The 24,620-nt window shown below is 59.1% G+C and carries 27 protein-coding genes; 8 read left to right on the forward strand and 19 right to left on the reverse strand.

Going from position 1 to position 24,620, the window contains the following annotated elements:
• Positions 1 to 180 precede the first annotated feature (180 nt).
• Positions 181 to 1,041: a LysR family transcriptional regulator gene (locus DSD31_RS01440; protein WP_004868649.1), complete on the reverse strand. Its 861-nt coding sequence runs from the start codon at positions 1,039 to 1,041 to the stop codon at positions 181 to 183.
• Positions 1,042 to 1,138: 97 nt separating this feature from the next.
• Here DSD31_RS01440 and DSD31_RS01445 point away from each other — a divergent pair, with 97 nt between their 5' ends.
• The 8 genes from DSD31_RS01445 to arnF all read left to right on the forward strand — a co-directional run bounded on the left by DSD31_RS01445 (position 1,139) and on the right by arnF (position 9,415).
• A complete protein-coding gene (locus tag DSD31_RS01445; protein WP_160873409.1) occupies positions 1,139 to 1,672 on the forward strand; it encodes a phenolic acid decarboxylase in 534 nt (177 codons plus the stop codon).
• A gap of 367 nt (positions 1,673 to 2,039) precedes the next feature.
• Positions 2,040 to 3,179: a UDP-4-amino-4-deoxy-L-arabinose aminotransferase gene (arnB, locus tag DSD31_RS01450; protein WP_004868647.1), complete on the forward strand. Its 1,140-nt coding sequence runs from the start codon at positions 2,040 to 2,042 to the stop codon at positions 3,177 to 3,179.
• 1 nt (position 3,180) lies between these two features.
• Entirely contained in the window at positions 3,181 to 4,164 is a 984-nt protein-coding gene (gene arnC / locus DSD31_RS01455; RefSeq protein ID WP_004868646.1) for an undecaprenyl-phosphate 4-deoxy-4-formamido-L-arabinose transferase, read from the forward strand.
• Positions 4,161 to 6,146, forward strand: a complete 1,986-nt coding sequence (arnA, locus tag DSD31_RS01460) for a bifunctional UDP-4-amino-4-deoxy-L-arabinose formyltransferase/UDP-glucuronic acid oxidase ArnA (protein WP_004868645.1) — start codon at positions 4,161 to 4,163, stop codon at positions 6,144 to 6,146. The genes arnC and arnA overlap by 4 nt, the downstream gene beginning before the upstream one ends.
• Positions 6,143 to 7,045, forward strand: coding sequence for a 4-deoxy-4-formamido-L-arabinose-phosphoundecaprenol deformylase (gene arnD / locus DSD31_RS01465; protein ID WP_004868644.1), 903 nt, complete (start codon positions 6,143 to 6,145; stop codon positions 7,043 to 7,045). The genes arnA and arnD overlap by 4 nt, the downstream gene beginning before the upstream one ends.
• Positions 7,042 to 8,697 carry a lipid IV(A) 4-amino-4-deoxy-L-arabinosyltransferase gene (gene arnT / locus DSD31_RS01470; protein WP_032718353.1) on the forward strand — a complete coding sequence of 552 codons (1,656 nt, stop codon included), beginning with the start codon at positions 7,042 to 7,044 and terminating at the stop codon, positions 8,695 to 8,697. Before arnD ends, arnT begins: the two co-directional genes overlap by 4 nt.
• Positions 8,694 to 9,032: a 4-amino-4-deoxy-L-arabinose-phosphoundecaprenol flippase subunit ArnE gene (arnE, locus tag DSD31_RS01475; protein ID WP_004868642.1), complete on the forward strand. Its 339-nt coding sequence runs from the start codon at positions 8,694 to 8,696 to the stop codon at positions 9,030 to 9,032. Before arnT ends, arnE begins: the two co-directional genes overlap by 4 nt.
• A complete protein-coding gene (gene arnF, locus DSD31_RS01480) occupies positions 9,032 to 9,415 on the forward strand; it encodes a 4-amino-4-deoxy-L-arabinose-phosphoundecaprenol flippase subunit ArnF (RefSeq protein ID WP_004868628.1) in 384 nt (127 codons plus the stop codon). Before arnE ends, arnF begins: the two co-directional genes overlap by 1 nt.
• A 1-nt stretch (position 9,416) precedes the next feature.
• On the opposite strand, the gene acpT is transcribed toward arnF, so the two are convergent.
• The 18 genes from acpT to DSD31_RS01570 form a co-directional block, all read right to left on the reverse strand.
• A complete protein-coding gene (acpT, locus tag DSD31_RS01485) occupies positions 9,417 to 9,986 on the reverse strand; it encodes a 4'-phosphopantetheinyl transferase AcpT (protein ID WP_048022859.1) in 570 nt (189 codons plus the stop codon).
• Between the two features lies 1 nt (position 9,987).
• Positions 9,988 to 11,217 carry a beta-ketoacyl-ACP synthase gene (locus DSD31_RS01490; protein ID WP_015585577.1) on the reverse strand — a complete coding sequence of 410 codons (1,230 nt, stop codon included), beginning with the start codon at positions 11,215 to 11,217 and terminating at the stop codon, positions 9,988 to 9,990.
• Positions 11,214 to 11,945, reverse strand: a complete 732-nt coding sequence (locus DSD31_RS01495; RefSeq protein ID WP_004868621.1) for a 3-ketoacyl-ACP reductase FabG2 — start codon at positions 11,943 to 11,945, stop codon at positions 11,214 to 11,216. The genes DSD31_RS01490 and DSD31_RS01495 overlap by 4 nt, the downstream gene beginning before the upstream one ends.
• On the reverse strand, positions 11,942 to 12,418 hold the full coding sequence (locus DSD31_RS01500) for a hotdog family protein (protein ID WP_015585579.1): 477 nt from the start codon (positions 12,416 to 12,418) through the stop codon (positions 11,942 to 11,944). Before DSD31_RS01500 ends, DSD31_RS01495 begins: the two co-directional genes overlap by 4 nt.
• Positions 12,415 to 13,584 carry a beta-ketoacyl-[acyl-carrier-protein] synthase family protein gene (locus DSD31_RS01505; RefSeq protein ID WP_113990794.1) on the reverse strand — a complete coding sequence of 390 codons (1,170 nt, stop codon included), beginning with the start codon at positions 13,582 to 13,584 and terminating at the stop codon, positions 12,415 to 12,417. Before DSD31_RS01505 ends, DSD31_RS01500 begins: the two co-directional genes overlap by 4 nt.
• A gap of 1 nt (position 13,585) precedes the next feature.
• Entirely contained in the window at positions 13,586 to 14,170 is a 585-nt protein-coding gene (locus DSD31_RS01510) for a DUF3261 domain-containing protein (RefSeq protein WP_064356605.1), read from the reverse strand.
• The gene (locus DSD31_RS01515) at positions 14,167 to 16,491 is read right to left on the reverse strand and encodes an MMPL family transporter (RefSeq protein WP_048022866.1); all 2,325 of its coding nucleotides are present in this window, start codon (positions 16,489 to 16,491) and stop codon (positions 14,167 to 14,169) included. The genes DSD31_RS01510 and DSD31_RS01515 overlap by 4 nt, the downstream gene beginning before the upstream one ends.
• Complete coding sequence (locus tag DSD31_RS01520; RefSeq protein WP_004868611.1) at positions 16,460 to 17,065, reverse strand: outer membrane lipoprotein carrier protein LolA; 606 nt, start codon at positions 17,063 to 17,065, stop codon at positions 16,460 to 16,462. Before DSD31_RS01520 ends, DSD31_RS01515 begins: the two co-directional genes overlap by 32 nt.
• A complete protein-coding gene (locus DSD31_RS01525) occupies positions 17,062 to 17,484 on the reverse strand; it encodes an acyl-CoA thioesterase (RefSeq protein ID WP_004868610.1) in 423 nt (140 codons plus the stop codon). The genes DSD31_RS01520 and DSD31_RS01525 overlap by 4 nt, the downstream gene beginning before the upstream one ends.
• 3 nt (positions 17,485 to 17,487) lie before the next feature.
• Complete coding sequence (locus DSD31_RS01530) at positions 17,488 to 19,179, reverse strand: glycosyltransferase family 2 protein (protein WP_113990795.1); 1,692 nt, start codon at positions 19,177 to 19,179, stop codon at positions 17,488 to 17,490.
• A complete protein-coding gene (locus DSD31_RS01535; RefSeq protein ID WP_004868605.1) occupies positions 19,170 to 19,523 on the reverse strand; it encodes an ApeI family dehydratase in 354 nt (117 codons plus the stop codon). The genes DSD31_RS01530 and DSD31_RS01535 overlap by 10 nt, the downstream gene beginning before the upstream one ends.
• Complete coding sequence (locus DSD31_RS01540) at positions 19,510 to 20,868, reverse strand: AMP-binding protein (protein WP_054829448.1); 1,359 nt, start codon at positions 20,866 to 20,868, stop codon at positions 19,510 to 19,512. The genes DSD31_RS01535 and DSD31_RS01540 overlap by 14 nt, the downstream gene beginning before the upstream one ends.
• Complete coding sequence (locus DSD31_RS01545) at positions 20,865 to 21,446, reverse strand: COG4648 family protein (protein WP_004868602.1); 582 nt, start codon at positions 21,444 to 21,446, stop codon at positions 20,865 to 20,867. The genes DSD31_RS01540 and DSD31_RS01545 overlap by 4 nt, the downstream gene beginning before the upstream one ends.
• 5 nt (positions 21,447 to 21,451) lie before the next feature.
• The gene (locus DSD31_RS01550) at positions 21,452 to 21,703 is read right to left on the reverse strand and encodes an acyl carrier protein (protein WP_004868599.1); all 252 of its coding nucleotides are present in this window, start codon (positions 21,701 to 21,703) and stop codon (positions 21,452 to 21,454) included.
• Between the two features lie 10 nt (positions 21,704 to 21,713).
• Entirely contained in the window at positions 21,714 to 21,971 is a 258-nt protein-coding gene (locus DSD31_RS01555) for a phosphopantetheine-binding protein (protein WP_004868598.1), read from the reverse strand.
• Positions 21,952 to 22,767 (reverse strand): lysophospholipid acyltransferase family protein, encoded by an 816-nt coding sequence (locus DSD31_RS01560; protein WP_004868595.1) that lies wholly within the window; start codon positions 22,765 to 22,767, stop codon positions 21,952 to 21,954. Before DSD31_RS01560 ends, DSD31_RS01555 begins: the two co-directional genes overlap by 20 nt.
• Entirely contained in the window at positions 22,764 to 23,486 is a 723-nt protein-coding gene (locus tag DSD31_RS01565) for a beta-ketoacyl synthase chain length factor (RefSeq protein ID WP_004868593.1), read from the reverse strand. Before DSD31_RS01565 ends, DSD31_RS01560 begins: the two co-directional genes overlap by 4 nt.
• A gap of 495 nt (positions 23,487 to 23,981) precedes the next feature.
• Positions 23,982 to 24,371: a hypothetical protein gene (locus DSD31_RS01570; protein WP_113990796.1), complete on the reverse strand. Its 390-nt coding sequence runs from the start codon at positions 24,369 to 24,371 to the stop codon at positions 23,982 to 23,984.
• Positions 24,372 to 24,620 lie beyond the last annotated feature (249 nt).

A 24,620-nucleotide genomic window follows, 5' to 3' on the forward strand; every position in this document is an offset into this window, starting at 1 on the left:
AGGAAGGAAAGTATGATGATTTTAATAATTCATCATACTTCAGGCCTAACCTGGATCAATCTCAGGACGGAAAGTATAAGAATTTCATATACCCACTTCGTCCGTCAGGTTGTCTGCCGGTCAGCCAGGTCGAGACAACGTAAAGGATTCGTGGCCCGAAGGCCCGCGCAAGAAGGCGATTCAGGGCGCCCGGAACAGCGCCAGCAGCGTGGCGAGCTGCTCATCAATGGGCGCCAGATCGCGTTTGACGATCAGATGCAGCGGCGTGGCGCGTCGGGCGCCGTGGCTGAGCGGCAATATTTTCAACAGACCCTGATCCAACCGGGAGCGGATGCGCTCTTCCGGGAGCCAGCCGAAGCCAACCTGATAGAGCACCGCATCGATAGCGGCATCAATGGTGGAAAATGTCCACGCATCGCGCCCTGTCTGCGGGTCGTCGCTGCGATCGGCGATACGCACCAGCGGCCAGGAGGCCAGCGCACTGTCGTCGAGGGGGCCGCTCAGTCTGGCAAGCGGATGGTCCCGGTGGGCAACGGCAACAAAATCAATGTTCATCAGCCATTCGCCGCGTCCGGTAATATCCTGGCGGCGGGTGAGTACCATCACGTCGGCTTCGCTGCGGGCCTCCTGCTCATCTTTCATGTTTTCGAGGACTTCGGTCAGCCTCACCTGAGTCTGCGGATGGCGTTGCTGAAACTGGCGTAGAATGGCGAACAGCCGTTCGCGAGGGAAAATACTGTCCACAACCAGGTCCAGACGGGTTCGTGCGCCGTTGTGCAGGGTCGCCGCGCGGGTTTCAACGTATGAAAATGCCTGCAGGAGCGGTTTTACCTGGCTTAGCAACAGTTCCCCGGCCGGAGTGAGTACCGCGCGGCGGCCAGAGGGGTGCAGCAGCGCGACACCCAGTCTTTCCTGCAGCAGGGCGAGGTTATAGCTCACCGAGGACTGGCTGCGATGAGTCTCTTCTGCTGCTTTTGCGAAGCTACCCAGCTCGATGACTTTTTCCAGCAAGGCCCACTGTTCCAGCGTCGTTTTGTGCATGATTTATCGAAAAAGTGAATGAATTTCATCAAAACATAGCGTTATTCATCCATTTTTTAAAGCAGTATGCTTGTTCTCAACACATAGAGGAGAACAGATTATGAGCACATTTGACCAACATGACCTGAGCGGTTTTATCGGCAAACATCTGGTTTATACCTACGATAACGGCTGGAATTACGAAATTTACGTGAAAAACGCCCACACCCTGGATTACCGCATTCACAGCGGTATCGTCGCGAATCGTTGGGTGAAAGATCAGCAGGCTTACATCGTTCGCGTCGGCGAAAGCATCTACAAAATTTCCTGGACCGAACCGACCGGCACTGATGTGAGTCTGATCGTAAACCTCGGCGACAAACTGTTTCACGGCACCATCTTCTTCCCGCGCTGGGTGATGAATAATCCGGAAAAAACCGTCTGCTTCCAGAACGATCATATCCCGCTGATGGTTTCTTACCGTGAAGCCGGACCGGCTTACCCGACGGAAGTGATTGACGAGTTCGCCACCATCACCTTTATACGTGATTGCGGCGCGGATAATAACAGCGTCATTAATTGCCCGGCTAATCAATTACCGGCTGACTTTCCTGCAAATTTGTCATCTACCGGAAATGATTTTGTGAGCTAAGATGTGTTTTTGAAATTCAGATTGCAGAATAAAATTCTATTTATTGTTTAACTGTTTAATGTCTGTTTACTTTACTACATCGTGCTCCTGTTTTGCCCATAAACGGGAGCCGGTTTCCCACTCTTCCCCCGCGTTGTCATTTGTAAATTCCATTTAAAAACAATTGATTATTGTCTATTCGGCAAATTATATTAATTTCTTAATATTATCCTAAGCAACCCCGTCTAAATTTAATAACGTCAAATACCCTGGAATGAAAAGTGGCATTGAAGAGATTCCATTTTCATTTTGTTTAAGTCCGCTGGCGCAGGATATTTTTTCTATCGACCCGCAACCCTGAAAGGGTCATATACAGAACAGGAAAATGATGAGCGAATTTTTGCCGTTTTCGCGCCCGTCGATGGGCGACGCAGAGCTGGCTGCGCTGCGTGAAGTTTTGCAATCGGGCTGGATTACTACCGGACCGAAAAACCAGGCGTTGGAAGAGGCATTCTGCACGCTGACCGGCAACCGTCACGCCGTGGCGGTGAGTTCGGCGACCGGTGGCATGCACGTCACGCTGATGGCGTTGGGCATTGGCCCGGGCGATGAAGTCATCACGCCATCCCAGACCTGGGTTTCCACGCTGAACATGATCTGTCTGCTGGGCGCGACACCGGTGATGATCGATGTCGATCGCGACAATCTGATGATTACCGCCGAGGCGGTTGAAGCGGCGATTACCCCCAACACCAAAGCGATTATTCCCGTGCACTACGCGGGCGCGCCTGCGGATATCGACGCGATTCGCGCCGTGGCAGAACGTCACGGTATCCCGGTGATTGAAGATGCCGCGCACGCGGCGGGAACGTATTACAAGGGCAAACATGTGGGCGGTCGCGGCTGCGCGATCTTCTCATTTCACGCCATTAAAAATATGACCTGCGCCGAAGGCGGACTGATCGTGACCGATGACGATGCGCTGGCATCGCGCATTCGTAGCCTGAAATTCCACGGTCTTGGCGTCGATGCCTATGACCGTCAGACGCATGGTCGGGCGCCGCAGGCGGAGGTGATTTCGCCGGGCTTCAAATACAATCTGGCCGATATCAACGCCGCGCTGGCGCTGGTACAGCTGGATAAACTGGCCCATGCCAACCAGCGTCGTAGCGAGATTGCCCAACGCTATCTGCGCGAGCTGGCGGATACGCCGTTTAAGCCGCTGGCGATACCGGAATGGGAACACCAGCACGCCTGGCACCTGTTTATTATTCGCGTGGATGAAGCGACCTGCGGAATCAGCCGCGATGCGTTGATGGAAAAACTGAAAGCCATGGGCATCGGCACCGGCCTGCACTTCCGTGCGGCCCACACGCAAAAATATTACCGCGAGCGTTTCCCGACGCTTTCCTTACCGAATACGGAATGGAACAGCGCGCGTATCTGTTCACTCCCTTTGTTCCCGGATATGACCGACGATGACGTCACTCGGGTCATTTCCGCGCTGCACCAGCTGTCAGGATGTTGATATGTTTACTTACCCACCCGTGAAAAAAGTCTCGGTCGTTATTCCGGTTTATAACGAACAGGAGAGCCTGCCTGAGCTGATTCGCCGTACGGATGCCGCCTGCGCGACGCTGGGCCGCCAGTATGAGATTCTGCTGGTCGACGATGGCAGCAGCGATGATTCTGCCCGCATGCTGACCGAGGCTGCTGAAGCCGAAGGCAGCCATGTGGTCGCGGTGTTGCTTAACCGCAACTATGGCCAGCACTCGGCCATTATGGCGGGATTCAGCCATGTGACCGGCGATCTGATTATTACCCTTGATGCCGACCTGCAAAACCCACCGGAAGAGATCCCGCGCCTGGTGGCGAAGGCGGACGAAGGTTACGACGTGGTCGGTACCGTTCGGCAGAACCGCCAGGACACCTTCTTCCGTAAAAGCGCGTCGAAGATGATCAACCGCCTGATTCAGCGCACCACCGGTAAAGCGATGGGGGACTACGGCTGCATGCTGCGCGCCTATCGCCGCCACATTATCGACGCGATGCTCAATTGCCATGAACGCAGTACGTTTATCCCGATTCTGGCAAATACCTTCGCGCGCCGGGCGGTCGAAATCCCGGTGATGCACGCGGAGCGTGAATTTGGCGATTCCAAATACAGCTTTATGCGCCTGATTAATCTGATGTACGACCTGGTGACCTGTTTGACCACCACGCCGCTGCGTCTGCTGAGCGTCTTTGGCAGCGTGATTGCCCTGCTGGGCTTCGCTTTCGCCTTCCTGCTGGTGTTCCTGCGACTGGTATTTGGCCCGCAGTGGGCGGCGGAAGGGGTGTTCATGCTGTTTGCCGTACTGTTCATGTTCATCGGTGCCCAGTTTGTCGGCATGGGGCTGCTCGGGGAGTATATCGGACGCATCTATAACGATGTCCGCGCCCGTCCCCGCTACTTTATTCAACGTGTTGTTCGTCAGCCGGAAACGGCGTCTCAAGAGGAAGATCGTTCATGAAAGCTGTAGTCTTCGCTTATCACGATATGGGTTGTGCTGGCATTCAGTCTCTGCTGGATTCCGGGTATGAAATCGCCGCTATTTTCACCCATCCGGATAACCCTGGCGAAAACCATTTCTTTGGCTCGGTTGCGCGTATTGCTGCTGAACAAGGTATCCCGGTGTGGGCACCTGAAGATGTTAACCACCCGCTGTGGATTGAACGCATTCGCGACATGAAGCCGGACGTCCTGTTCTCTTTCTACTATCGCAACATGCTGGGCGACGATATCCTCAGCCTTGCACCAAAAGGCGGCTTTAACCTGCACGGTTCTCTGCTGCCGCAATATCGCGGCCGCGCGCCGCTGAACTGGGTGCTGGTTAACGGTGAAACGGAAACCGGCGTGACTCTGCATCGCATGGTCAGCCGTGCGGATGCCGGCGCTATCGTGGCGCAGCAGACGGTTGCTATCGGCGCGGATGATGTCGCGCTGACCCTGCATCGCAAGCTGTGCGCCGCGGCGTCAGAGCTGCTGAACCAGGCCCTGCCGGCGATTCGTGAAGATAAAATCCAGGATCGTGCGCAGGATGAAAGCCAGGCCACCTACGTTGGTCGCCGTACGCCGGAAGATGGCCGTCTCGACTGGGACAAACCTGCGCTAACGCTGCATAACCTGGTCCGCGCCGTTTCCGATCCGTGGCCGGGCGCGTTTGGCTATGTTGGTGCGAATAAATTTATCGTCTGGAAATCCCGCGTGCGCCAGGACCTGGCCGCGGCGAAGCCTGGAACGGTGATGTCGACCTCTCCGCTGGTGATCGCTTGCCAGGATGGCGCGCTGGAGATCGTAACCGGTCAAACCGAGCGCGGCGTTTACATGCAGGGTACGCAGCTGGCGCAGGCGCTGGGGCTGGTATCCGGTGCGGTACTGAGCAGCAAGCCGGTTGTGGCGATTAAACGCCGTACCCGCGTGCTGATCCTTGGCGTGAACGGTTTTATCGGTAACCACCTGACCGAGCGTCTGCTCGCCGACGACAACTATGAAATCTATGGTCTGGATATCGGGTCGGACGCGATCGGTCGTTTCCTGGGCAACCCGCGCTTCCACTTCGTTGAAGGCGATATCAGCATTCACTCCGAGTGGATCGAATACCACATTAAGAAATGCGACGTGGTACTGCCGCTGGTGGCCATCGCGACGCCAATTGAATATACCCGCAACCCGCTGCGCGTGTTCGAGCTGGACTTCGAAGAGAACCTGAAGATCATCCGCGACTGCGTGAAATACGATAAGCGCATTATCTTCCCGTCGACCTCCGAAGTGTACGGCATGTGCACCGACAAAAACTTCGACGAAGACACCTCAAACCTGGTGGTGGGCCCGATCAACAAACAGCGCTGGATTTACTCGGTATCGAAGCAGCTGCTCGACCGCGTTATCTGGGCCTATGGCGACAAGTCCGGCCTGCGCTTCACCCTGTTCCGTCCGTTTAACTGGATGGGACCGCGTCTGGATAACCTGAATGCCGCACGTATCGGCAGCTCTCGTGCGATTACTCAGCTGATCCTGAACCTGGTTGAAGGTTCGCCGATCAAGCTTATCGAAGGCGGTAAACAAAAACGCTGCTTCACCGATATTAGCGATGGTATTGAAGCGCTGTTCCGCATTATCGAGAACAAAGACGGCCGCTGCGACGGGCAGATTATCAACATCGGTAACCCGGAAAACGAAGCCAGTATTAAAGAGCTGGCGGAGATGCTGCTGGCGTGCTTCGAGCGTCATCCGCTGCGCAATAACTTCCCGCCGTTCGCCGGTTTCCGCGACGTCGAGAGCAGCGATTACTACGGTAAAGGTTATCAGGACGTGGAGCATCGTAAGCCGAGCATTCGTAACGCGAAGCGCTGTCTGAACTGGACGCCGACGGTTCCGATGGAAGAAACCGTGGAGCATACGCTCGACTTCTTCCTGCGTACGGTTGAGCTGGCGGACGACAAGACATCATGAAACAGGTCGGCTTACGCATAGATGTCGATACCTTTCGCGGTACCCGGGACGGGGTACCGCGTCTGCTGAGCCTGTTGGGCCAGCACGGGGTTCAGGCAAGCTTCTTCTTCAGCGTTGGGCCGGACAATATGGGGCGCCATTTATGGCGCCTGATAAAACCGAAGTTTCTGTGGAAGATGCTGCGCTCAAACGCCGCTTCGCTGTACGGCTGGGATATTTTGCTGGCCGGCACCGCATGGCCTGGGCGACGGATTGGCGCGGGTAATGAAGAGGTTATCCGTGCGACGGCGCAGGCGCATGAAGTGGGTCTGCATGCCTGGGATCATTACAGCTGGCAGGCATGGAGCGGCGTCTGGCCACAGGAACGGCTGGCGCTGGAGGTCGAACGCGGCCTGCTCGAGCTGGAGCGGATCATCGGCCGGTCGGTCACCTGTTCCGCGGTGGCGGGCTGGCGCGCGGATCAGCGGGTGATTAAAGCCAAAGAGTCCTTCAATTTCCTCTACAACAGCGACTGCCGGGGCTCGCGCCCCTTCCTGCCGTTGCTGGGCGATAAGGTGACAGGTACGGTGCAGATCCCCGTTACGCTGCCTACCTGGGATGAAGTGGTCGGCAGTCGCGTCGATGCCGGGGGCTTCAATCGCTATCTGCTGGATTGTATTCACCGGGATAGCGGTACGCCGGTCTACACCATTCATGCTGAAGTGGAAGGCATTGCCTTCGCGCAGCAGTTTGATGAACTGCTGACGATGGCCGCACAGGAAGAAATCCAGTTTTGCCCGCTGAGCCAACTGCTGCCCGCAGATTTTAGCGAGCTGCCGCTGGGTAAAGTGGTTCGCGGTGAATTGGCCGGCCGGGAAGGCTGGCTTGGGCGTGAACAATTATTGAGTCAGGACGTATGAAAAGCATTCGTTATAGCGTCTCTTTAGTGGTGTTATTTGCGCTGTATTATCTACTTCCGTTGAATTTCCGACTGCTCTGGCAGCCTGATGAAACGCGCTATGCGGAGATCAGCCGCGAGATGCTGGCGTCCGGTGACTGGGTGGTGCCGCATTTTCTCGGGCTGCGCTATTTTGAAAAACCAATTGCCGGATACTGGATTAACAGCATCGGGCAGTGGTTGTTTGGCCACAATAACTTTGCCGTGCGCTTTGGCTCGGTCTTCTCCATTAGCGTCACCGCGCTGCTGATTGCGTGGCTGGCATGGCGCATCTGGCAGGACAAACGGGTGGCGATTCTGTCCGCCGTGATCTTCCTGACCGCACTGCTGGTCTACGGTATTGGCACCTATGCGGTGCTGGACCCGATGATCACCCTGTGGATGGCGCTGGCGATGTGCAGTTTCTGGGGCGCCGCTCAGGCGCAGACCCGAAACGGTAAAATCATCGGCTACGCGCTGCTGGGGGCGGCCTGTGGAATGGGGGTAATGACCAAAGGCTTCCTGGCGCTGGCGGTGCCGGTTGTCGGGGTTCTGCCGTGGGTGATTGCCCAGAAGCGCTGGCGTGAAGTGCTGACCTACGGCTGGCTGGCGGTGGGGGTCTGTATCCTGACGGTGCTGCCCTGGGGCCTGGCTATCGCCAAACGCGAACCGGACTTCTGGCGCTATTTCTTCTGGGTGGAGCATATTCAACGCTTTGCCGAGAAAGATGCCCAACACAAGGCGCCGTTCTGGTATTACATCCCGTTCCTGTTCGCCGGAAGTCTGCCGTGGCTGGCGCTGCTGCCCGGGGCGCTGAAGCGCGGCTGGAGCGAGCGCGATGACGTGCGCGGCGCGCTGTATCTGCTTGGCTGGGTGGCGATGCCGTTCCTGTTTTTCAGTATCGCCAAAGGGAAACTGCCGACCTACATTCTGCCGTGCTTCGGGCCGCTGTCGATTCTGATGGCTCGCTATGGGCTGGATGCGGCGAAGGCGGGAGCGAAGGCGCTGCGCATTAACGGCCTCATCAACCTGATCTTTGGCCTGGTGGGTCTGATTGCCGTGCTGGTGGTGTCGCCGTGGGGCGTGATGCATAAACCGGTCTGGACGCAGATTGAGCTGTATAAATGTTTGCTGGCGGCGATTGCGTTTGCCGTCTGGGCGCTGATGGGCTGGCTGGCGATGAAAGATAACGGCCGTCGCTGGACATTAGCCGCCTGCTGTCCTCTGGGGCTGGCGCTGCTGATTGGCTTTGCCATTCCTGACCGGGTGATTGATAGTAAGCAGCCGCAGTTCATGGTCGATATCATTGGTGAATCGCTGGCGCCAAGCCGCTATGTGCTGAGCAACAACGTCGGCATTGCCGCCGGTCTGGCGTGGGAACTCAAGCGTAACGATATCATCATGTATGACAAGCAGGGCGAACTGAAGTACGGTTTAGACTGGCCGGATGCGAAGAATGGCTTTGTGAGCCAGAGTGAGTTTGCCAGCTGGCTGGCAGCGCATCGCCAGGAAGGACCGGTATCGCTGGTGCTGCTGATGGACAAAGGAGAAAACATGGCCGATTTACCTCTACCCAAACCTGACAACACCTACGTGTTGGAGCGGGTTGTGTTTCTCCAGTATCTGCCGCAATGAGTACCTGGATCTGCCTGGCGCTGGCGAGCCTGTTAAGCTGCGCCGGGCAGCTGTGCCAGAAGCAGGCGACGCGCCCGTCTAAATCACGGCGGCGCGGCCGCCATATTCTCGGCTGGCTGGGCCTTGCGCTGCTGGCGCTCGGCGGCGGTATGCTGCTGTGGCTGAGCGTGCTGCAATCCATTCCGGTGAGCGTGGCCTATCCCATGCTGAGCCTCAATTTTGTCTGGGTGACGTTAGCGGCCTGGGGGATCTGGCGAGAGCCGGTAGCCCGGCGGCACTGGGTCGGCGTCGGGCTGATTGTGGTCGGCATCGTGGTGCTCGGGAGTAGCGTCTGATGGGCTTAATCTGGGCGTTATTCAGCGTCGGGCTGGTCAGCGCCGCACAGCTTCTGCTGCGCGGGGCGATGGTTGAGCTGCCGCCGCTGAGTGACCTGTTCGCGTTTCTCAATCATCTTTTCCATCTGCGTGCCGGAACTATCGGCCTGGGGCTGGGACTGAGCGGCTACCTGCTGTCGATGGTCTGCTGGTACTTTGCGCTGCATCAGCTGCCGCTGGCCAAAGCCTACGCGCTACTCAGTCTGAGCTATATTCTGGTCTGGGCCGCCGCTATCTGGCTGCCCGGCTGGCATGAACCTTTCCACTGGCGCTCCCTGCTGGGGGTGCTGATTATCATCGCCGGCGTGCTGACAATCTTCTGGCCGGCGAAGCGCAAAACCTGAGTCAGCGGATCCTGTCGGCCTTCAACGCAAACGGCGTTGGCGTGCAGACCGCCAGACTCAGATTGGCAAGCTGGATCTGACTGACCGGGAACGCCGCGCCGCGCGTGCTGTCGACGCTGGCAATCTGCCAGGCGCTGCCGCCGCGCTGCTTAACCATCGCTTCTTTGCGCGTCCAGATACGCCAGAAGGCGTCGAGCTGCCGCTCCGGATGCTCCGCTTCTACTTCCGCATGCTCCCCAGGACTGAAAATGGCGTTAGCCAGCCTGCGCCAGTTCGGGCGAGGGCGAATCACTTCGATATCGCAGCCGACCTCGCCTTCATCGCTGAGCAGCAGGGCGATATCATCGCCGCTGTGGCTGAGGTTAAACCAGAGTCCCGTCTCGCCGGAGAACCCCGGTTTACCGTGTTCAGCGTAAATAATCTCAGGCAGCGGCGACACCGCCTGCGCCAACAGGACCCGGCCCGCCAGCCAGCTTGCGCGACGACTGCCCTGCGGCGCCTGAGCCGCGAGCTTATGCGGCAGAGGCCGGGTGCTTAACGTCGAGATTTTTCCCAGGAAAAGTCGATACATATCAGGGCCAGCGCTGAATAATGATGGACGTATTGATCCCGCCGAAGGCGAAGTTATTACTCTGGATAAATTCGCAATCAATCCGGCGGCTCTCGCCCATAATGTAATCCAGCTCGCCGCACTGCGGGTCCGGCCGGCGCAGGTTGAGCGTAGGGGCAAACCAGCCCTCCCGCATCATTTGCAGGCTCATCCAGGCCTCCAGCGCCCCGCAGGCGCCCAGGGTATGGCCAAAATAGCTTTTTAGTGAAGAGATCGGAACGCGGTCGCCAAACACGGCGGCGCTGGCCTGGCTCTCGGCAATATCACCGCGATCGGTCGCCGTGCCGTGCGCCGAAATATAGCCAATATCCTGGGCGCTTAAACCGGCCATTCTGAGCGATTGCTCCATGCAAATTTGCATGGTTTCCCGCTGCGGCTGGGTAATATGCGCCGCGTCGCAGTTGGTGGCGAAGCCGATGATTTCACCGTAAATCGTCGCTCCCCGGGCTTTGGCATGTTCCAGCTCTTCCAGCACAAAGGTGCCGGCGCCTTCGCCAATCACCAGACCGTCACGGGCTTCATCGAACGGCGATGGTGTGGTTTTCGGCTCATCGTTGCGCTGGCTGGTCGCGAACAACGTATCGAAAATAGCCGCTTCCGACGGACACAGCTCTTCAGCGCCGCCGGCCACCATGATGGTCTGATAGCCGTGACGAATCGCCTCCCAGGCATAGCCAATCGCCTGGCTGCCGGAGGTGCAGGCGCTGGAGGTGGGAATGACCCGCCCGCGCAGGCCGAAGAACAGGCCGGTGTTCACTGCGGTTGTGTGCGGCATCATCTGGACGTAGGTCGTGCCGGTGATGTTATTGGTATGCTTTTCCGTCAGCATGGTCGCGAATTCGCTGACCGGACCGGTGCTACCGGTAGAGGAGCCGTAGGCAATACCGGTTTCGCCATTGGTGAGAACCGCCTCGCCAGTCAGTCCGGCCTGCTCCAGCGCCAGCTCGCTGGCGCGGGTGGACATCAGCGAGACGCGGCCCATGGCGCGAATGCGCTTGCGCGTATAGTGCTCCGGCAGGGTGAAATCGTCGATGGGGGCGCCGAGTAGCGTATGCAGACCATCATAGATTTGCCACTCGGGCATTGTGCGCACGGCGTTCTCGTAGGCCTGTAGCCTGGCGGATACCGCCTGCCAGCTTTCGCCGAAGGCGGTGACGCCGCCCATACCGGTAATGACGACGCGACGAGTCATAGCATACCTCCATTGATGGAAATCACCTGACGCGTCACATAGCCCGCAATATCCGACATCAAATAGCTGGCGAGTCCGGCGACTTCTTCGGCCTGACCCATGCGTTTCATCGGAACGAGCGACATCGCCTCTTTGAGGGCGGCCTCTTCCATGGCGATCATCCCGGTATCAATCAGCCCTGGGGCAATGCAGTTGACGGTGATCTTGCGTTTTGCCAGCTCAATGGCCAGCGCTTTGGTCGCGCCGATAATGCCCGCTTTGGCGGCACTGTAGTTAACCTGCCCGCGGTTGCCCATGACGCCTGACACCGAAGAAAGCGTGATAATCCGTCCGCCCTGGCGGGCGCCGATCATCGGCATGATGCATGGCTGAATGACGTTATAAAAACTGTCGAGATTGGTGTGGATCACCGCATCCCAGTCGCTGTCGCTGAGCGCCGGGAAGGCGCCATCCCGGGTAATGCCGGCATTGCTCACCACACCGTACCACGGCCCATGAGTCGCGATATCCTGCTCCAGCACCTCGCGGCACTGCTCACGGTTGGCGACATCAAAACTCAATGTCCGGCCCGCTCCCCCGGCGGCGCGGATGCTCTTCAGCGTCTCCTGCGCACCCTCTGCGTCACGATGATAATGGACGCCGACAATAAAGCCATCGGCCGCCAGCTGGCAGGCGATGGCACGCCCGATACCCTTGCTGGCACCGGTCACTAATACGGAACGACTCATGGTTTCTCTCCCTGATTAAAAAGCGTCGTTAACTCTTCCTGGGTGGGCTGGAAGGTGTTGATGCGGCCCGTTGCCAGCGTGTCATTCCCGCAGCAGATCGTGCAGTCGAAGCTACCGAAACGTTCATCCTGCATTAATAAGCTGACCGCGATGGTCAGCGTTTGCCCGGCGGGCAGAACGCCGGCGGCGCACACCAGTTCTCTGGCTCCCAGCACCATACCGAGGGCGATGTTGTCCAGGTTTTTCTGATGACGATGCCAGCCGGACCAGACGCCAATGGTCTGCGCCATCAGCTCCAGCGCAAACCAGCCCGGCAGATCGCCGTTGGCATCAAGAAACGGCGTCAGTACGCCCCCGGAGGCGACGGTCACGCGGCAGGTGGCCGTTTCCTCGGACACCTCCAGCACCTCTTCGAGCAGCAGCATCGGGGCATCGTGCGGCAGATAGGCGCCGGGCGCCAGGTAATGGCTCATGAAAGTCTCCCGAGCAAAATGCTGGCGTTGTTGCCGCCAAAAGCAAATGAGTTGGACAAAATCAGCGGGCGTTCCAGAGGCTGCGACGTCGCGATGATACCGCACTCCGCCAGCGCCGGGTCGCGCGGCGAGAGGCTGAAATCCTGCGCAGGCAGTGGCAAATGACGCTGCAAAATCAGCATACCGATTGCCGCTTCGGTGATCCCGGCGGCGCCGAGAGTATGTCCGGTGAGGTGTTTGGTTGAGCTGCACGGCACGGTGTCGTCAAACAGCTGCTGCACGACCTGCGACTCCACCCGATCGTTAAGCGGCGTGGCGGTGCCGTGCAGGTTGATATAGCCCACCGCCCCGGCGGTGATGCCGGCATCGTCAAGCGCCTGGGTAATGGCGCGGATGGCGCCTTCGCCCTGCGGATGCGGGGCCGAAATATGGTGCGCATCGCTTGATTCGCCGACGCCCAGCAGCGCGATCGGCTGCGGCTCGCGCGTCAGCAGCATCAGCGCCGCCCCTTCACCGATGGTGATCCCGCAGCGGTCGCGGGCAAAGGGCTGGCATCGCGTCACCGAAAGGGACTCCAGACTATGAAAACCGTTCACCGGCATCCGGCTCAGCGTATCGGCGCCGCCGACAATAGCCACGTCGGCGAGGTCGGCTTCAATCAGCCGTCGCCCGCTGATAATGGCCCTGGCGCTGGAGGAGCAGGCGGTGGAGAGGGTGAACGCCGGGCCGTCCAGCGCCAGCCAGTGGCTCAGAAAGCGCGACGGATCGCCCAGCTCCTGCTGCGGATATTGCCAGCCGGCGCTGGTCCCGCCGTTCAGCGTGGCAGCCACGTGAATATCGCCCTCGTCGAGGCCGGAGGTGCTGGTGCCGAGCACCACCGCGACGCGGTCGCTTCCGAAGCGCGCGATGGCCTCGTCGACCTGGGGACGGATCTGGGTTAGCGCCGCCAGCAGCAGCTGGTTATTACGCGATCGGTGGGCCGCAAAATCATCGGCAATGGCAGGCAGGACGGCATCCACGCCGCCGAGTACCGCTGTGGGCTGTCCCTCTAGCCAGCCCGCACGCGGGCGCATACCGGGGGCAATGCCGCGTGTCAGATTCGCGGCGATTTCATCGCAGTTGTCACCCAGCGCATTGATCATGCCGACAGCAGAAATGTAGATCATCTCAGTCACCCAGATATTGAATGGTGATGTGGTATTTAAAGGCCCGCTGCTCAATGCTGATCGGCTCGCGCTTACCCTGCCGGTTGAGGTAGGCGATCGCCGTCACCAGCTGCCCGCGGGCGTTGCGTAGCTCGCGGCGGTCGCCGGTGTCGATCAGGGTCCAGCCCTCCGGCAGCTGCGGTTGCCAGGCGGCGACAGGCCAGTGGCTGAGCATCACATCGGCCAGCACCTGACTTGCCGGCGGCAGCTGCGGAGCGGCGATAGACTGCTCGGTGTGCAGCCCCTTTTCATCATAGGTCACAAGAAACAGGCGGATCCCCATCGATGAGAGACCGGCGAGAGTGACTTTTTGCTCATCCGCGTTGAGCATCACCAGCAGCGACTGAGTCTGGCCGTGAAAACGCCCGGTAAGCAGCTGCTGGGCATTCAGCGGCGGGGTGATGCCTGGCGCCGGTAACGTCACGCGGGTTCCCGGCTCCAGCCATGCCTGCGGTCGCCCTTGCCCGGGGCTGGACGAGTGACTGCACCCGGCGAGGATGAAGGTGGCGGCCAGCGCCGCGGCGCACCAGAGTCTGTGTTTGATCATCGTCTTTTTTTCTCTTTTTTACCGGGCATCGCCAGCGGGGAGAGCAGGAAAGCGGTGAAAATACCGCTGACCAGCACAATGCCAAAACTGCTGATGGCCTGGGTGGCGCTGAAGACCAGCATGCCGAGGGTCAACAGGGTGGTCATCATGGCGAGGATGATGGCCAGCAGCGACGTCAGCGGCGTTCCGCGCGGGTTGCTGAAAAACAGGGTGTAGTTGATACCAATCCCCAGCACCAGCACCAGCGCCAGCAGTGAAAACAGGTTCACCGGGTGGCCGCTGAAGGCGAGGGCTGCCAGCCCGCAGCCTAACGACAGCACGGAGGGCACCAGGCCGATCGACCCTTTGCGCCAGCCGAGACGCAATATGGCGCCACAGGCGATGACCGCCAGCGCAACGACCAGCAGGCCCGTCAAAATATGGCGATAGAGAGTAAACAGTTCGTCAAAGGCACTTTTTCTGTCTACCCACGCGACGCCGGGCTGCTTTTCACTCAGGGCCCGTAGCGCCGCGCTTGTTTTCACACCGTCAACCGGAACCAGCACGCCGCTCTCGCCCGCTGGCAGCGTCAGCCACAGCAGGCGCCAGCCTTCGCTGGCCGGGCTGGCAAGCCAGTCATCGACCGTGACCGGCATGGCCGACAGATCCGCATCGACCGTTTTGAGCCCGGCGTTTTGCAGCGCGGCGGTGACCGCCGGTGCTGCCGCGTTGAGCAGCGCCAGATCCTGGCGTTGACGGGCCAGCGAATTGAGCGGAAGCGTGCGATAACCGCTGAGCATCCCCTGACGTTTCGCCTCGGCAAGGGCTGGTGCAAAGGCCTCCAGCCGCTCCAGCGTCTGCTGCGGCGTCGCACCGTAGACCACGAACCATTTCTGATCAACGCTCTGGCCGGTCAGGGCGACGATCGCTTTTTCTTCGGCCAGAAGATGCTGCGGCAGCGCCTGGAGCTGTGAAATATCGTCATCGACCCGCAGGGTGGCGATACCGGCCAGCGAGAAGAGCGCCAGCGTCAGCGGCAGGCCAATATACAGTTTTTTGTTGCGTCGCCATGCCGCCAGCCAGCGAAGCATGAGCCCCATCGCCGGCACCGGGCGAACCGGCAGACCGCGGGACAGCAGCGGATGCCAGAAAATCACCGTCAGGCAGGAGGCGCTCAGTCCGACGGCGGCGAACACCGACATCTGGCGAATACCGGGGAAGGGGGCGAGCATCATGATGAGATAGGCCACCACGGCCGTCAGCAGCGCCAGCAGCAACGTGCGGCGGACTTTGGCAAGGCTTTGCCACGGCGTGGCATCATGCCCGTGGACCATACGTTCCGTGAGATAGTACAGCGTATAGTCGGCGGAGATACCGATAATGCTCATGCTCATCACCAGCGTCATCAGATGCAGTTCGCCAAACAGCAGCAGCGTGGCGACGGTGCCCGCCAGCCCGCCAATGCCGACGGAAATCACGCACAGCAGCAGCGGCCGAAGCGAACGGAAGGTCACGACGATAAGCAGGATCACCCCAAGCAGCGTGGCGATGCCGAGGGTGGAGATGTCCTGCTTCGCCTGCTGGCTGGCGTAGTCGCTGTAAAACACCGTCCCGCGGGTGAGCACCTGTGCCTGCGGGTAGCGCGCTTTTAATTGCTCTTCCAGCTCCGCGAGGGTCGTCACGACGCGGTGCGTCTGCTGCATATCGAATGAGGAACCTGCCAGCTCGCCGTGGATCAGATACCAGTCATTTCCCTGCTTATCCTGGGCCACCAGCCAGCCGTCTTTGAGCTGCAAATGCTGGCCGTTTTGCGCCATCGCCAGCTGCGAGCCGCGCATCAGCATCAGCGGATCGTTTTGCAGCTCTTTGCCGCTGACGCCGGAAAAGGCGGAGTAGAGCTGGGAGAGGACCCACTGCGCCTGCGCCGCGCCGCCGTTTTGCAGGCGAGCGCGGGTGGCATCATCGATAAGCCCGTTGCGGTGCTGCCAGAAAAAGGTTCCCCACGCCTGCTGGCTGGCGGCATCCATTGGGCCTTTCACGTCCGCGAGAGCGTGCGATTGCTGAAGGAGAGTGAGCCATTCGCCTGCCGCCTGAGGACCGGCCTGCTTGCCGGGGCTCACCAGCCAGACTATCTGCCGGTCCAGCCGCTGCATAAAGCCATCGTTCAGGGCCGGGGGAATAGCGCCAAGGGTCTGCTTCGGCAACATCGCCAGTACGCTGCTGTTGACCCGCGATTGCGGCAGCAGCGTCAGCAGAACGCCCAGCATCAGCAGGCAGACGCAGCCCCACAGCAGCGCGATGCTCCGGCGGTTACGGTGCAGCAAATCGTTGTCGTTCGTCATCGGTCAGTTGCGCGGGCGTCAGTTGATGTTGAGAGAGGACGATATCGGTACGATCGCCTTGTTTATCATTGAGTTGAATATTTTCCAGGTTGCGCTGGCCCGCCAGGTCGATGGTGGCGAAGATTTTATCCAGCGGTGTGGTTTTCGGCGTCAGGCGCAGGGTCCATCGCCCTTCGCCGGTATCGGCAAACTCGACGCGGAAGTTCTGCTCCAGCACCTGACGGTCGGCCTGAAACAGCGCGCGCAGCAAATGGTTGAACTGGAACATCTGCGGGTTGTTCTCGGCGGTGATCGTCTGCGGCGGCTGGCCGCCGATCGCCTGTACCATCCGTTTATCATCCAGCAGGAGCTGCATCGGGAACGGGGCGGTCTGATCCCACAGCAGCCCCTGGTCGCGGGCGATCAGCATCTGGCCCTGGGATCGCAGCGGCTGCGGCAGATCCTTAATGGTACGGGTTTGATCGAAGTGGGCGCGGATCACCGGCTGTTCGGTCAAGCGCTGCTGCAGATCGTCAAGCGTCAGGGCGCTGAGCAACGGGCTAATCAGCAGCGCCAGCAGGGGCCACCATCTCATGGCTTCACCCCCATGCGCTCAAACAGGATGTCCGGGCTGACGAAGCTCATCTCACGGCTTTTCTCCTCCACGGCGACCTGGATGGTATAGCCGGTGGTGGTGCGTTTTCCGCTGTCGGCGGCGAAAATTTCATAGCCGATGCGCAGCCGGTTTTCGTACTCTTCTATCCGGGCGCGCACGCGAAAACGTTGTTCAAAGGTCAGCACGTCGCGATATTTCACCCGGGTATCCACCACCGGCCACAGATAGCCGGATTCTTTCATCTGGCGGTAGCCATAGTTGAACTGATTGAGCAGCGCCTCGCGGGCAATCTCAAAGTAGCGAAAGTAGTTGCCATGCCACACCACGCCCATCATATCGACGTCGTGAAACGGTACGGTCAGCTCTACCTCGGCAGTAAAACGGGGATCGTTAAGCACCCTTTACTCCTTCTCTTTGGCATCCGGCAGCTGCCAGAAATCGAAAAAATTGAACCAGTCCAGCGGCGACTGCAGCGCGTAGTGCTCAAGGCGCTGTGCATAGCGGTCAATGGCATGCTGTAACGCCGCCTGGCGTTCTGCGCGAGGCAGCGTCAGCGGGTCGGCGAAGGGTTCGCAATGAATATGCAGTTTGCCCTGCTGGCGCAGCGCAAAAATCAGCTGCACCGGACAGCGCAGGATCGACGCCAGAATAAACGGCCCCTGCGGGAAAGGCGCGGGTTGTCCCATGAACTCACTCCAGCAGACGCGCCATTCGCCGCCGCGCTGGGGCGTCACGGCGATGCGGTCGCCGACGATAGCCACCCATTCGTTCCGCTCCAGCTTCTCTTTGAGCAGCATCGCGGTCTCCGGGCCGATATCGGTCACCGGCATCAGGTTGATCCCGGCCTGCGGCGCCATCTCATCCATGATCTGTTTAAAGCGGCGGGCGTTATCGCTAAACACCAGTGCGTTAATGACCTGACCGCCCTGCAATTGCGCCAGCGCCCGGCAGGCCTCGACATCGCCAAGATGGGAGGCCAGCAATAGCTTGCCGCCGGGAGTCCTGTTGCTGAGCGCTTCTTCCGCTCCGGGAGCGAAAACCACATCGCGTCCGAAGCGTAATTCGCCGCGCCAGCCGGCGATTTTGTCGAGCATCGCCTCGCCAAAGCGCAGAAAATGGCGATAGCTGTTGAGGTGCGCGGGCAGCGGCTGCTGACGGGCGGTAAGCTGCACGCGCACGCGTGACAGCCAGTTTTGCGAGGCCTGACGGGCGCGGTGTGCGATCGGCCAATAGACGGCCACCACCGGGTAGAGCAGCCACGAAAACGCCCTACGCCCCAGCAGTCGCCAGACCAGCAGCATCAGACGCATTCCCCACAGCCCTTTGACCTCCTGCTGCTGCGCCCAGTGGATTGTCCGACGGCGAAACAGCAGGGAAGGGATACGCGGCAGCATGCCGAGGAACAGGCGAGTGTGCATCCACGAGATGCGACAGTTGTCCTTAAGCGCATCAAAATGAGACAGCCCGTCCGCGGGATAGGTCACGCGGGTCGCAACAAAATGGCTGTCATTACCCTGCCAGTAGAGACGCACCATAACTTCGGTATCGAAATCCATCCGTTTACCCAGCGCCACGCGCTGTGCCAGCTGTAGCGTTGGCGCAATCGGGTAGACGCGAAAGCCGCACATGCTGTCTTTCAACTGGAGCGAGAGCGTTTCTATCCACACCCAGATGTGGGTAATCCAGCGGCCATAGAGGCGTGAGCGGGGGATCGTGTTGTCGTAAACGGGACGCCCGGAGATCAGCGCGGTCGGGTGCGCTTGCGCGAGGGTCAGCAGCTGTGGAATATCCTCAATGGCGTGCTGCCCGTCGGCATCCACCTGCACGGCGTGGCTGAAACCCGCCGCGGCTGCGGCCTGCAGACCGCGGATCACCGCCGCGCCTTTGCCGGCATTTTCCGTCAGGCGAATCAGCGTCAACCCGGGATCCTGCGCCGCCAGTTGTTCCAGCACCTGGCGCGTCGGCGCGTCGCTGCCATCGTCGACCACAATGCACGGCAGATTGCAGGGCCGTAAACGGGCCAGTACCCGGGGCATCATCGCGCCGTGGTTGTAGCAAGGGATCACCACACAGGGCGCGAAGGTTACTGACATAGACGGATTTTCCCGCTGCTGGCGATATGTCGCGCTTCGCCATCGTGGCGCTGATAGTTGAAGGTGAGTATCTGGCGCGCTTCCTGCCAGTGCAGGGTGAGCGTGACGGTCGCATCCGGCAGGAGCGGCGCCTGGAATTTGACGTTCTGAATGCTGTGGAACCGCCAGCCTGGCGCCAGCAGCGTGGTGGCGTAATGCATGACCCAGTCCAGCTGGGCAACGCCGGGCAGCAGCGGCTGTACGGCAAAATGGCCGCTAAACCAGAAAAGGCCAGGATCGAGGTACAAGACAATCTCAACCTGCTGCTGATGCGCCTGATTCCCTTCAATTTCATGGGGTTTCATGAAATAACTCCTGTAATTGCGCATATACGCGCTTGTTCATGCTGTTCACCGGGATCTCGTCGATAATGCGCCAGTAGCGGGGAATGGCGACCGACTCAAGCCTTGGCCGAAGCGCTCGTCGCCACGCCTGCTCAAGGGGTTTATTGGCGGATTGCCACTTCTGACGGGTATGGTCATTGAGCACCAGCAGGACACCGATGGCCTGGCGGCCACCGCGGCTGACGGGTAAAGCCACCGCGTCCTGAATTCCCTCCAGTTCCAGCAGGCGCTGTTCAATTTCGCTGAGTGAAATCCGCTTTTCTTCAATTTTAACCACCCGTCCCCGGCGTCCGGCCAGACGAAACTGTCCGTCATCGGTGAATTGCAGGGTATCGTCGAGTAGCAGGCCATCTTGATGGGCAATCAGCGGCGAAAATACGCGAAACGCTTCGCCTTCGGGGAGAAAGCTGACCCCGGGGAAAGGCCGCCAGTCGTCTTGCTCCTGCTCGCGGCAGCGCCAGGCAAGGATGCCGGTTTCGGTACTGCCGTAAATCTCATCCGGCCTGCATTTAAGCCAGTCGTTCGCCCCGGTCACCTGCTCCCAGGACAGTACTCCGCCGGCAGAGAACAGGATCGCCACCGGCGGCGGATTCAGTCTGGGGTCAAGGCGCTTCAAAAAGGCCGGACTGCTGATAAACGCATAGCGATGCCGGGGATCCAGCGCGCTGAGTTGCTCGGCATAATTCAGCATTGCCGCGTCTAGCGGCAGGCCGAGCGCCATGGGCAGGAAAATGCGAAAGGTCAGGCCGTAAAGATGCTGGGGTGCTACCGACGCGACAATACGACAGCCGGCCAGCCGGTCGGCAAAGTGCGTGGCCAGCAGTTCAGCCTCGCGGTCGAGAACGGCCAGCGATTTGATAATTCGCTTCGGTTGCCCCGTCGAACCTGAGGTGAACAGCTCAATGGCGGCGTCATCAGCCAGCGGGTGAAAGGTGACCGTCTGCGTGGGAGAGCGTCGGGAACGGCTGATGACCCATGTCGGGCCGCTCCAGCCAAGGGGCTTTTCACTGAGCACGCCATCGAACAGCGCGCGTTGCTCTTCCAGCTGAGAGAGGCGGCTGTGCCCCGGGATCACCGGCGTTTTGTGGGCATGCAGCGTGGCCAGCAGCGCGACCAGAAACAGATAGCTGTCGTCAAAACAGAGCGCCCAGCGTTGACCCTGGTGCTGCTGCAGCCGCTCCACGCAGCGCGCAACGTCATTGCGCAGATGGCCCAATGTCCAGAACTGGTCTCCCCGCCAGGCCACGAGGGTGTCGGCCGAACGCGGGGCACTCAGCCAGCGGACCACAGAAAGAGGCGGCATCATAAGGATTCTCGCTTCATCACCCGACGGCGTACCAGCCACTCTCCGGCCATCAGGGCGCCGATCAGCAGATAGGCGATCATGCCGTTCCACGCGGTCCAGAGCGCCATATCACCGTACAGCGCCGTCAAGAGGGCGATACTGCCATTGACGATAAAAAACAGGCACCAGATCTGCGTGACCCGACGGGTATAGCGCACGGCGGCGGCGGGGAGGTGAGGCTCTCGTATGCGGGCCAGGCGTTCCACCAGCGGCATGGTTGTCCACAGCGAACCGCCGAACGCAGCCAGCATCACGGCGTTGACCACCAGCGGGTAAAACAGCAGCAGCTGGTGCGTTTTCAGCAGTGTGCTGGCCACGCAGAGGGCGATCCCCGCCAGCGCGACCACCTGGGTGACGATGCGCAGCGGACCCGCCTGGCGCCGGGTCTGGCGCAGGCGTAAATAGAGCAGCAGCGCCATTAAAGGGAGCAGCCAGCGCAGGCTGTTATGCGCGAGGCCCAGCCAGATGACGCCAGGCCAGGCCAGCAGGAGCAGGCTTGTCAGCAGCAGAATACCCTTGCGTGGAAGTGCCCCCGACATGCGGATCAGGCTTCCCGGGACAGGCGTTCGAGGGCATCAACCACATCCTGCACGGTACGCACGGCTTTAAATTCTTCTGCTTTGATTTTCTTGCTGGTTTTTTTCTGCAGGTGGACGATCATATCGACCGCGTCGATGCTATCCAGCTCCAGGTCTTCGTACAGCCGCGCTTCCGGTTTGATGTCTTCAGGATCGATCTCGAACAGCTTAACCAGCAGTGCCGAGACGTCGGCATAAATATCATGTGATTCAGTCATGGGGCGAGCCTCAGGTACGTTGAGCGTCGATAAACGCGGCCAGGGTGGCAACGGAGAAGAAATGCTGGCGCATCTCGTCGCTTTCGGCGGAGAGCACCACGCCGTAGCGGTTTTTTACCGCCAGCCCCAGCTCCAGGGCGTCGATGGAATCCAGACCCAGGCCATCGCCAAAGAGTGCCGCATCGGTGTCAATGTCGTCAGCCGACAGTTCTTCCAGATTCAACGTAGTAATTATGAGATTTTTAATTTCAAGATAGAGCGCTTGCATCATTAATTCCTGAAGTAGGCGTAGTACCTGATTGTAATTGAAGCAAAAGATGCCGATTTAGCTGCCGTGCCGCCAGCGATGGCGTCTGTGAGCTGGCATCGAAAAACTGGTTGATACGTATCCGCTCCCGCACCTCAATCGTAAACAGAGGTTTGGTGGGCGGCGCATCGTACCATTTGCACTGCTTGCCAAGCATGTGCTCGCTGCAGCGGATTGTCACGACCCGTAAATCGCTGGCGCAGCGCACGGCAATATTGGCCGCGCCGCGCTGTAACGTCATCTGTTCACCGGGGCGCGTCCGCGTGCCTTCGGGGAAAATCAAAATGGTATCCCCCTGCTGAAGGCGGCTCAGACTGGCGGGCAGCAGCGAATCCGCCTGGTCATTAAGCAGATAATCCGCTGCGCGAATCACGCCGCTGACGAACGGGTTCTTCAGCAGGCTGCTTTTTACCATGCAGTCGGTTTCCGGCATGATCGAAGCCAGCATCACGTAGTCGATCAGGCTGGGATGGTTGGCCACCACCAGACAGCCTCGCTCCTGGCGTAGAATATCACCGCCTTCAATGCGGTAATCCAGCACGCCGACGGCTCTGACCACCGCCAAAAAGAGGCGGAAACTGGCGGCAATGCTGCGCCGCGCCAGTCGACGGCGACGGGGTTTGTTCCTGATAACGATCAGCAGCAGGTTGAACCAGATGAGGGACAGCAGCAGTCCACCAAGACCGAACAAGGCGAAACAGACGCCGGTCATGGCTCCCCGCCAGACCCGGTTCAGACGTGCCAGGATAGGGTTCATGCGCGGCTCCATTGCCACTGCACGCGCTCGCCGGGCAGGGTAAAGGTGGGGCTGTCCTGCAAATAGTGTTGTAAAAATAACAGGCTTTGCGGTAGCGCGGTCTCTGCGGACGTTTCGCCGCGACGGGTGACACAGCGCAGCGCCGTCCCGGCTTCAATCACCAGCGCCAGCGCATAGGGCCAGGTCGGCATTTCTGGCGATAGCTGCGGATGATAAAACTCGGGCAGGTAGCCGTCGAAATCCACCATTAATACCCGCTGATAACCTGCCTGCAGCAGGCACATGACTTCGCATAGCCCTTGCTGGAAGGTATCCCGCCCGGCCGACAGAGAGGAGGAAACGATCGGCCGCTGTGCGGCAATCGTCAGATTGCCCACCGCCGAATTATGGACGGAGAGGGCAAAGTCGGTCGGGGAGATGGCCTGCTGCGTCGCCAGGGCGTGGAGAATACGATAATTGCGTTCAAGTTCGCCGTGGCGACTGGTGTACAGTATGGCGTCGATTTGATGACGGCGCAGCATTGCCAGCCCGCACTCAACGGCGAGTTTACTGCCGGAGCTAAGACGTCTGGCGGTCATCATCGGTAATTCGGTTAATTTTGCCTGCGGGGCTGAGGGATCGAAGGCGTGCGGATGCCGTGACCATTGCTGCCACTGTGTCGCTTCGCTCATTCCCGGGGCTCTGCCCTGCCAGTCAACTATGTTTAGTGCAAATTTCATCAACGCGTATCCGCGATAAATCGGTGATCTTAGTGCCATTTTTAACGGCACTTTTTATTTTTGTTGTGGCACGCGTATACAGTATGGCTAACGCCTGGACCAACGATGTATTACCGGCCTGGATTGTTTACCGTTCCGCTTTTGGCCGACCGGATATCCGGCCTCAGAATGAGACTGAGGGCATATCGGCAAGCGTATTCACCGTATGGCAATTTATGCGGCGAAGTCAGGGCGTATTTTCGATATTTTCACATGCCAGCGCAATTTATTATGGTAACTATTCGCGCCTGAGAGAGATATTCTGTTATTCCATCAACAGGTCTGTGACCTGACTCTGACATTTCCGCCACATATTCTACCGGGTGGCAAACGAATACATAGGATAATGCCGAAACCGGTCTCGCATCAGAATAGTCTCTGATCCTGTTCCTCTTCAGGAGTCAGCATTTGCGCGCTGACTCCTGAATCAATGATGGGCTGAGATGACGTGGACAATCACAGGCTCGAACCAGCGGCTAAATTTACCTGAATATCTTTATCCAGATTGTGGACCCAGCGGTTATAGTTTTTATGGATTTTCCCACCGGAGGCCATCATATTGCTGCTGCTGACGTAGTGAATAGAATAACCGCTGGCGGAGTAATTAATACGGACCTCAACGACATGGTCGCGCGCCTGCTGACGCGCGGCGATCGCGCCAGGCGCGGTTTGCGACATGATCCACTGGCGCTGCACGCCGGCCCGCAGAATGGCCTGTTTCACCTGATCCTCTGTATGACCGGCGCTCACGGCGGTCTGGATTTGCTCCACCGGCGCGGTGCGCACACAGCCGGCCAACGCGCCTGCAACCGCAATAGCGGCGAACCACTGCACATACTTTTTCATGAACACTCCCTGTCAAATTACCGGTAATACAATGAAATGGCTGACGTTAAAAATGAATGTCAGTCGCCATATCGTTCCGGATAAATATCCGGTATGGATTTCCGTGTTGTCTTAAGATGAGACGGTTTTCATCATAAAGGATAGCGAGCGAGGCCACCAGCAGTTATGAGTGATAATGAATGGTTTGATGAGGTTGAATTTTAACGGCATGGCGGGAATTCCCGAAGCTTATACCCTTGACATTATTAT

It is taken from the genome of Klebsiella sp. X13, from assembly GCF_003323835.1.
Lineage (GTDB): Bacteria > Pseudomonadota > Gammaproteobacteria > Enterobacterales > Enterobacteriaceae > Klebsiella > Klebsiella ornithinolytica.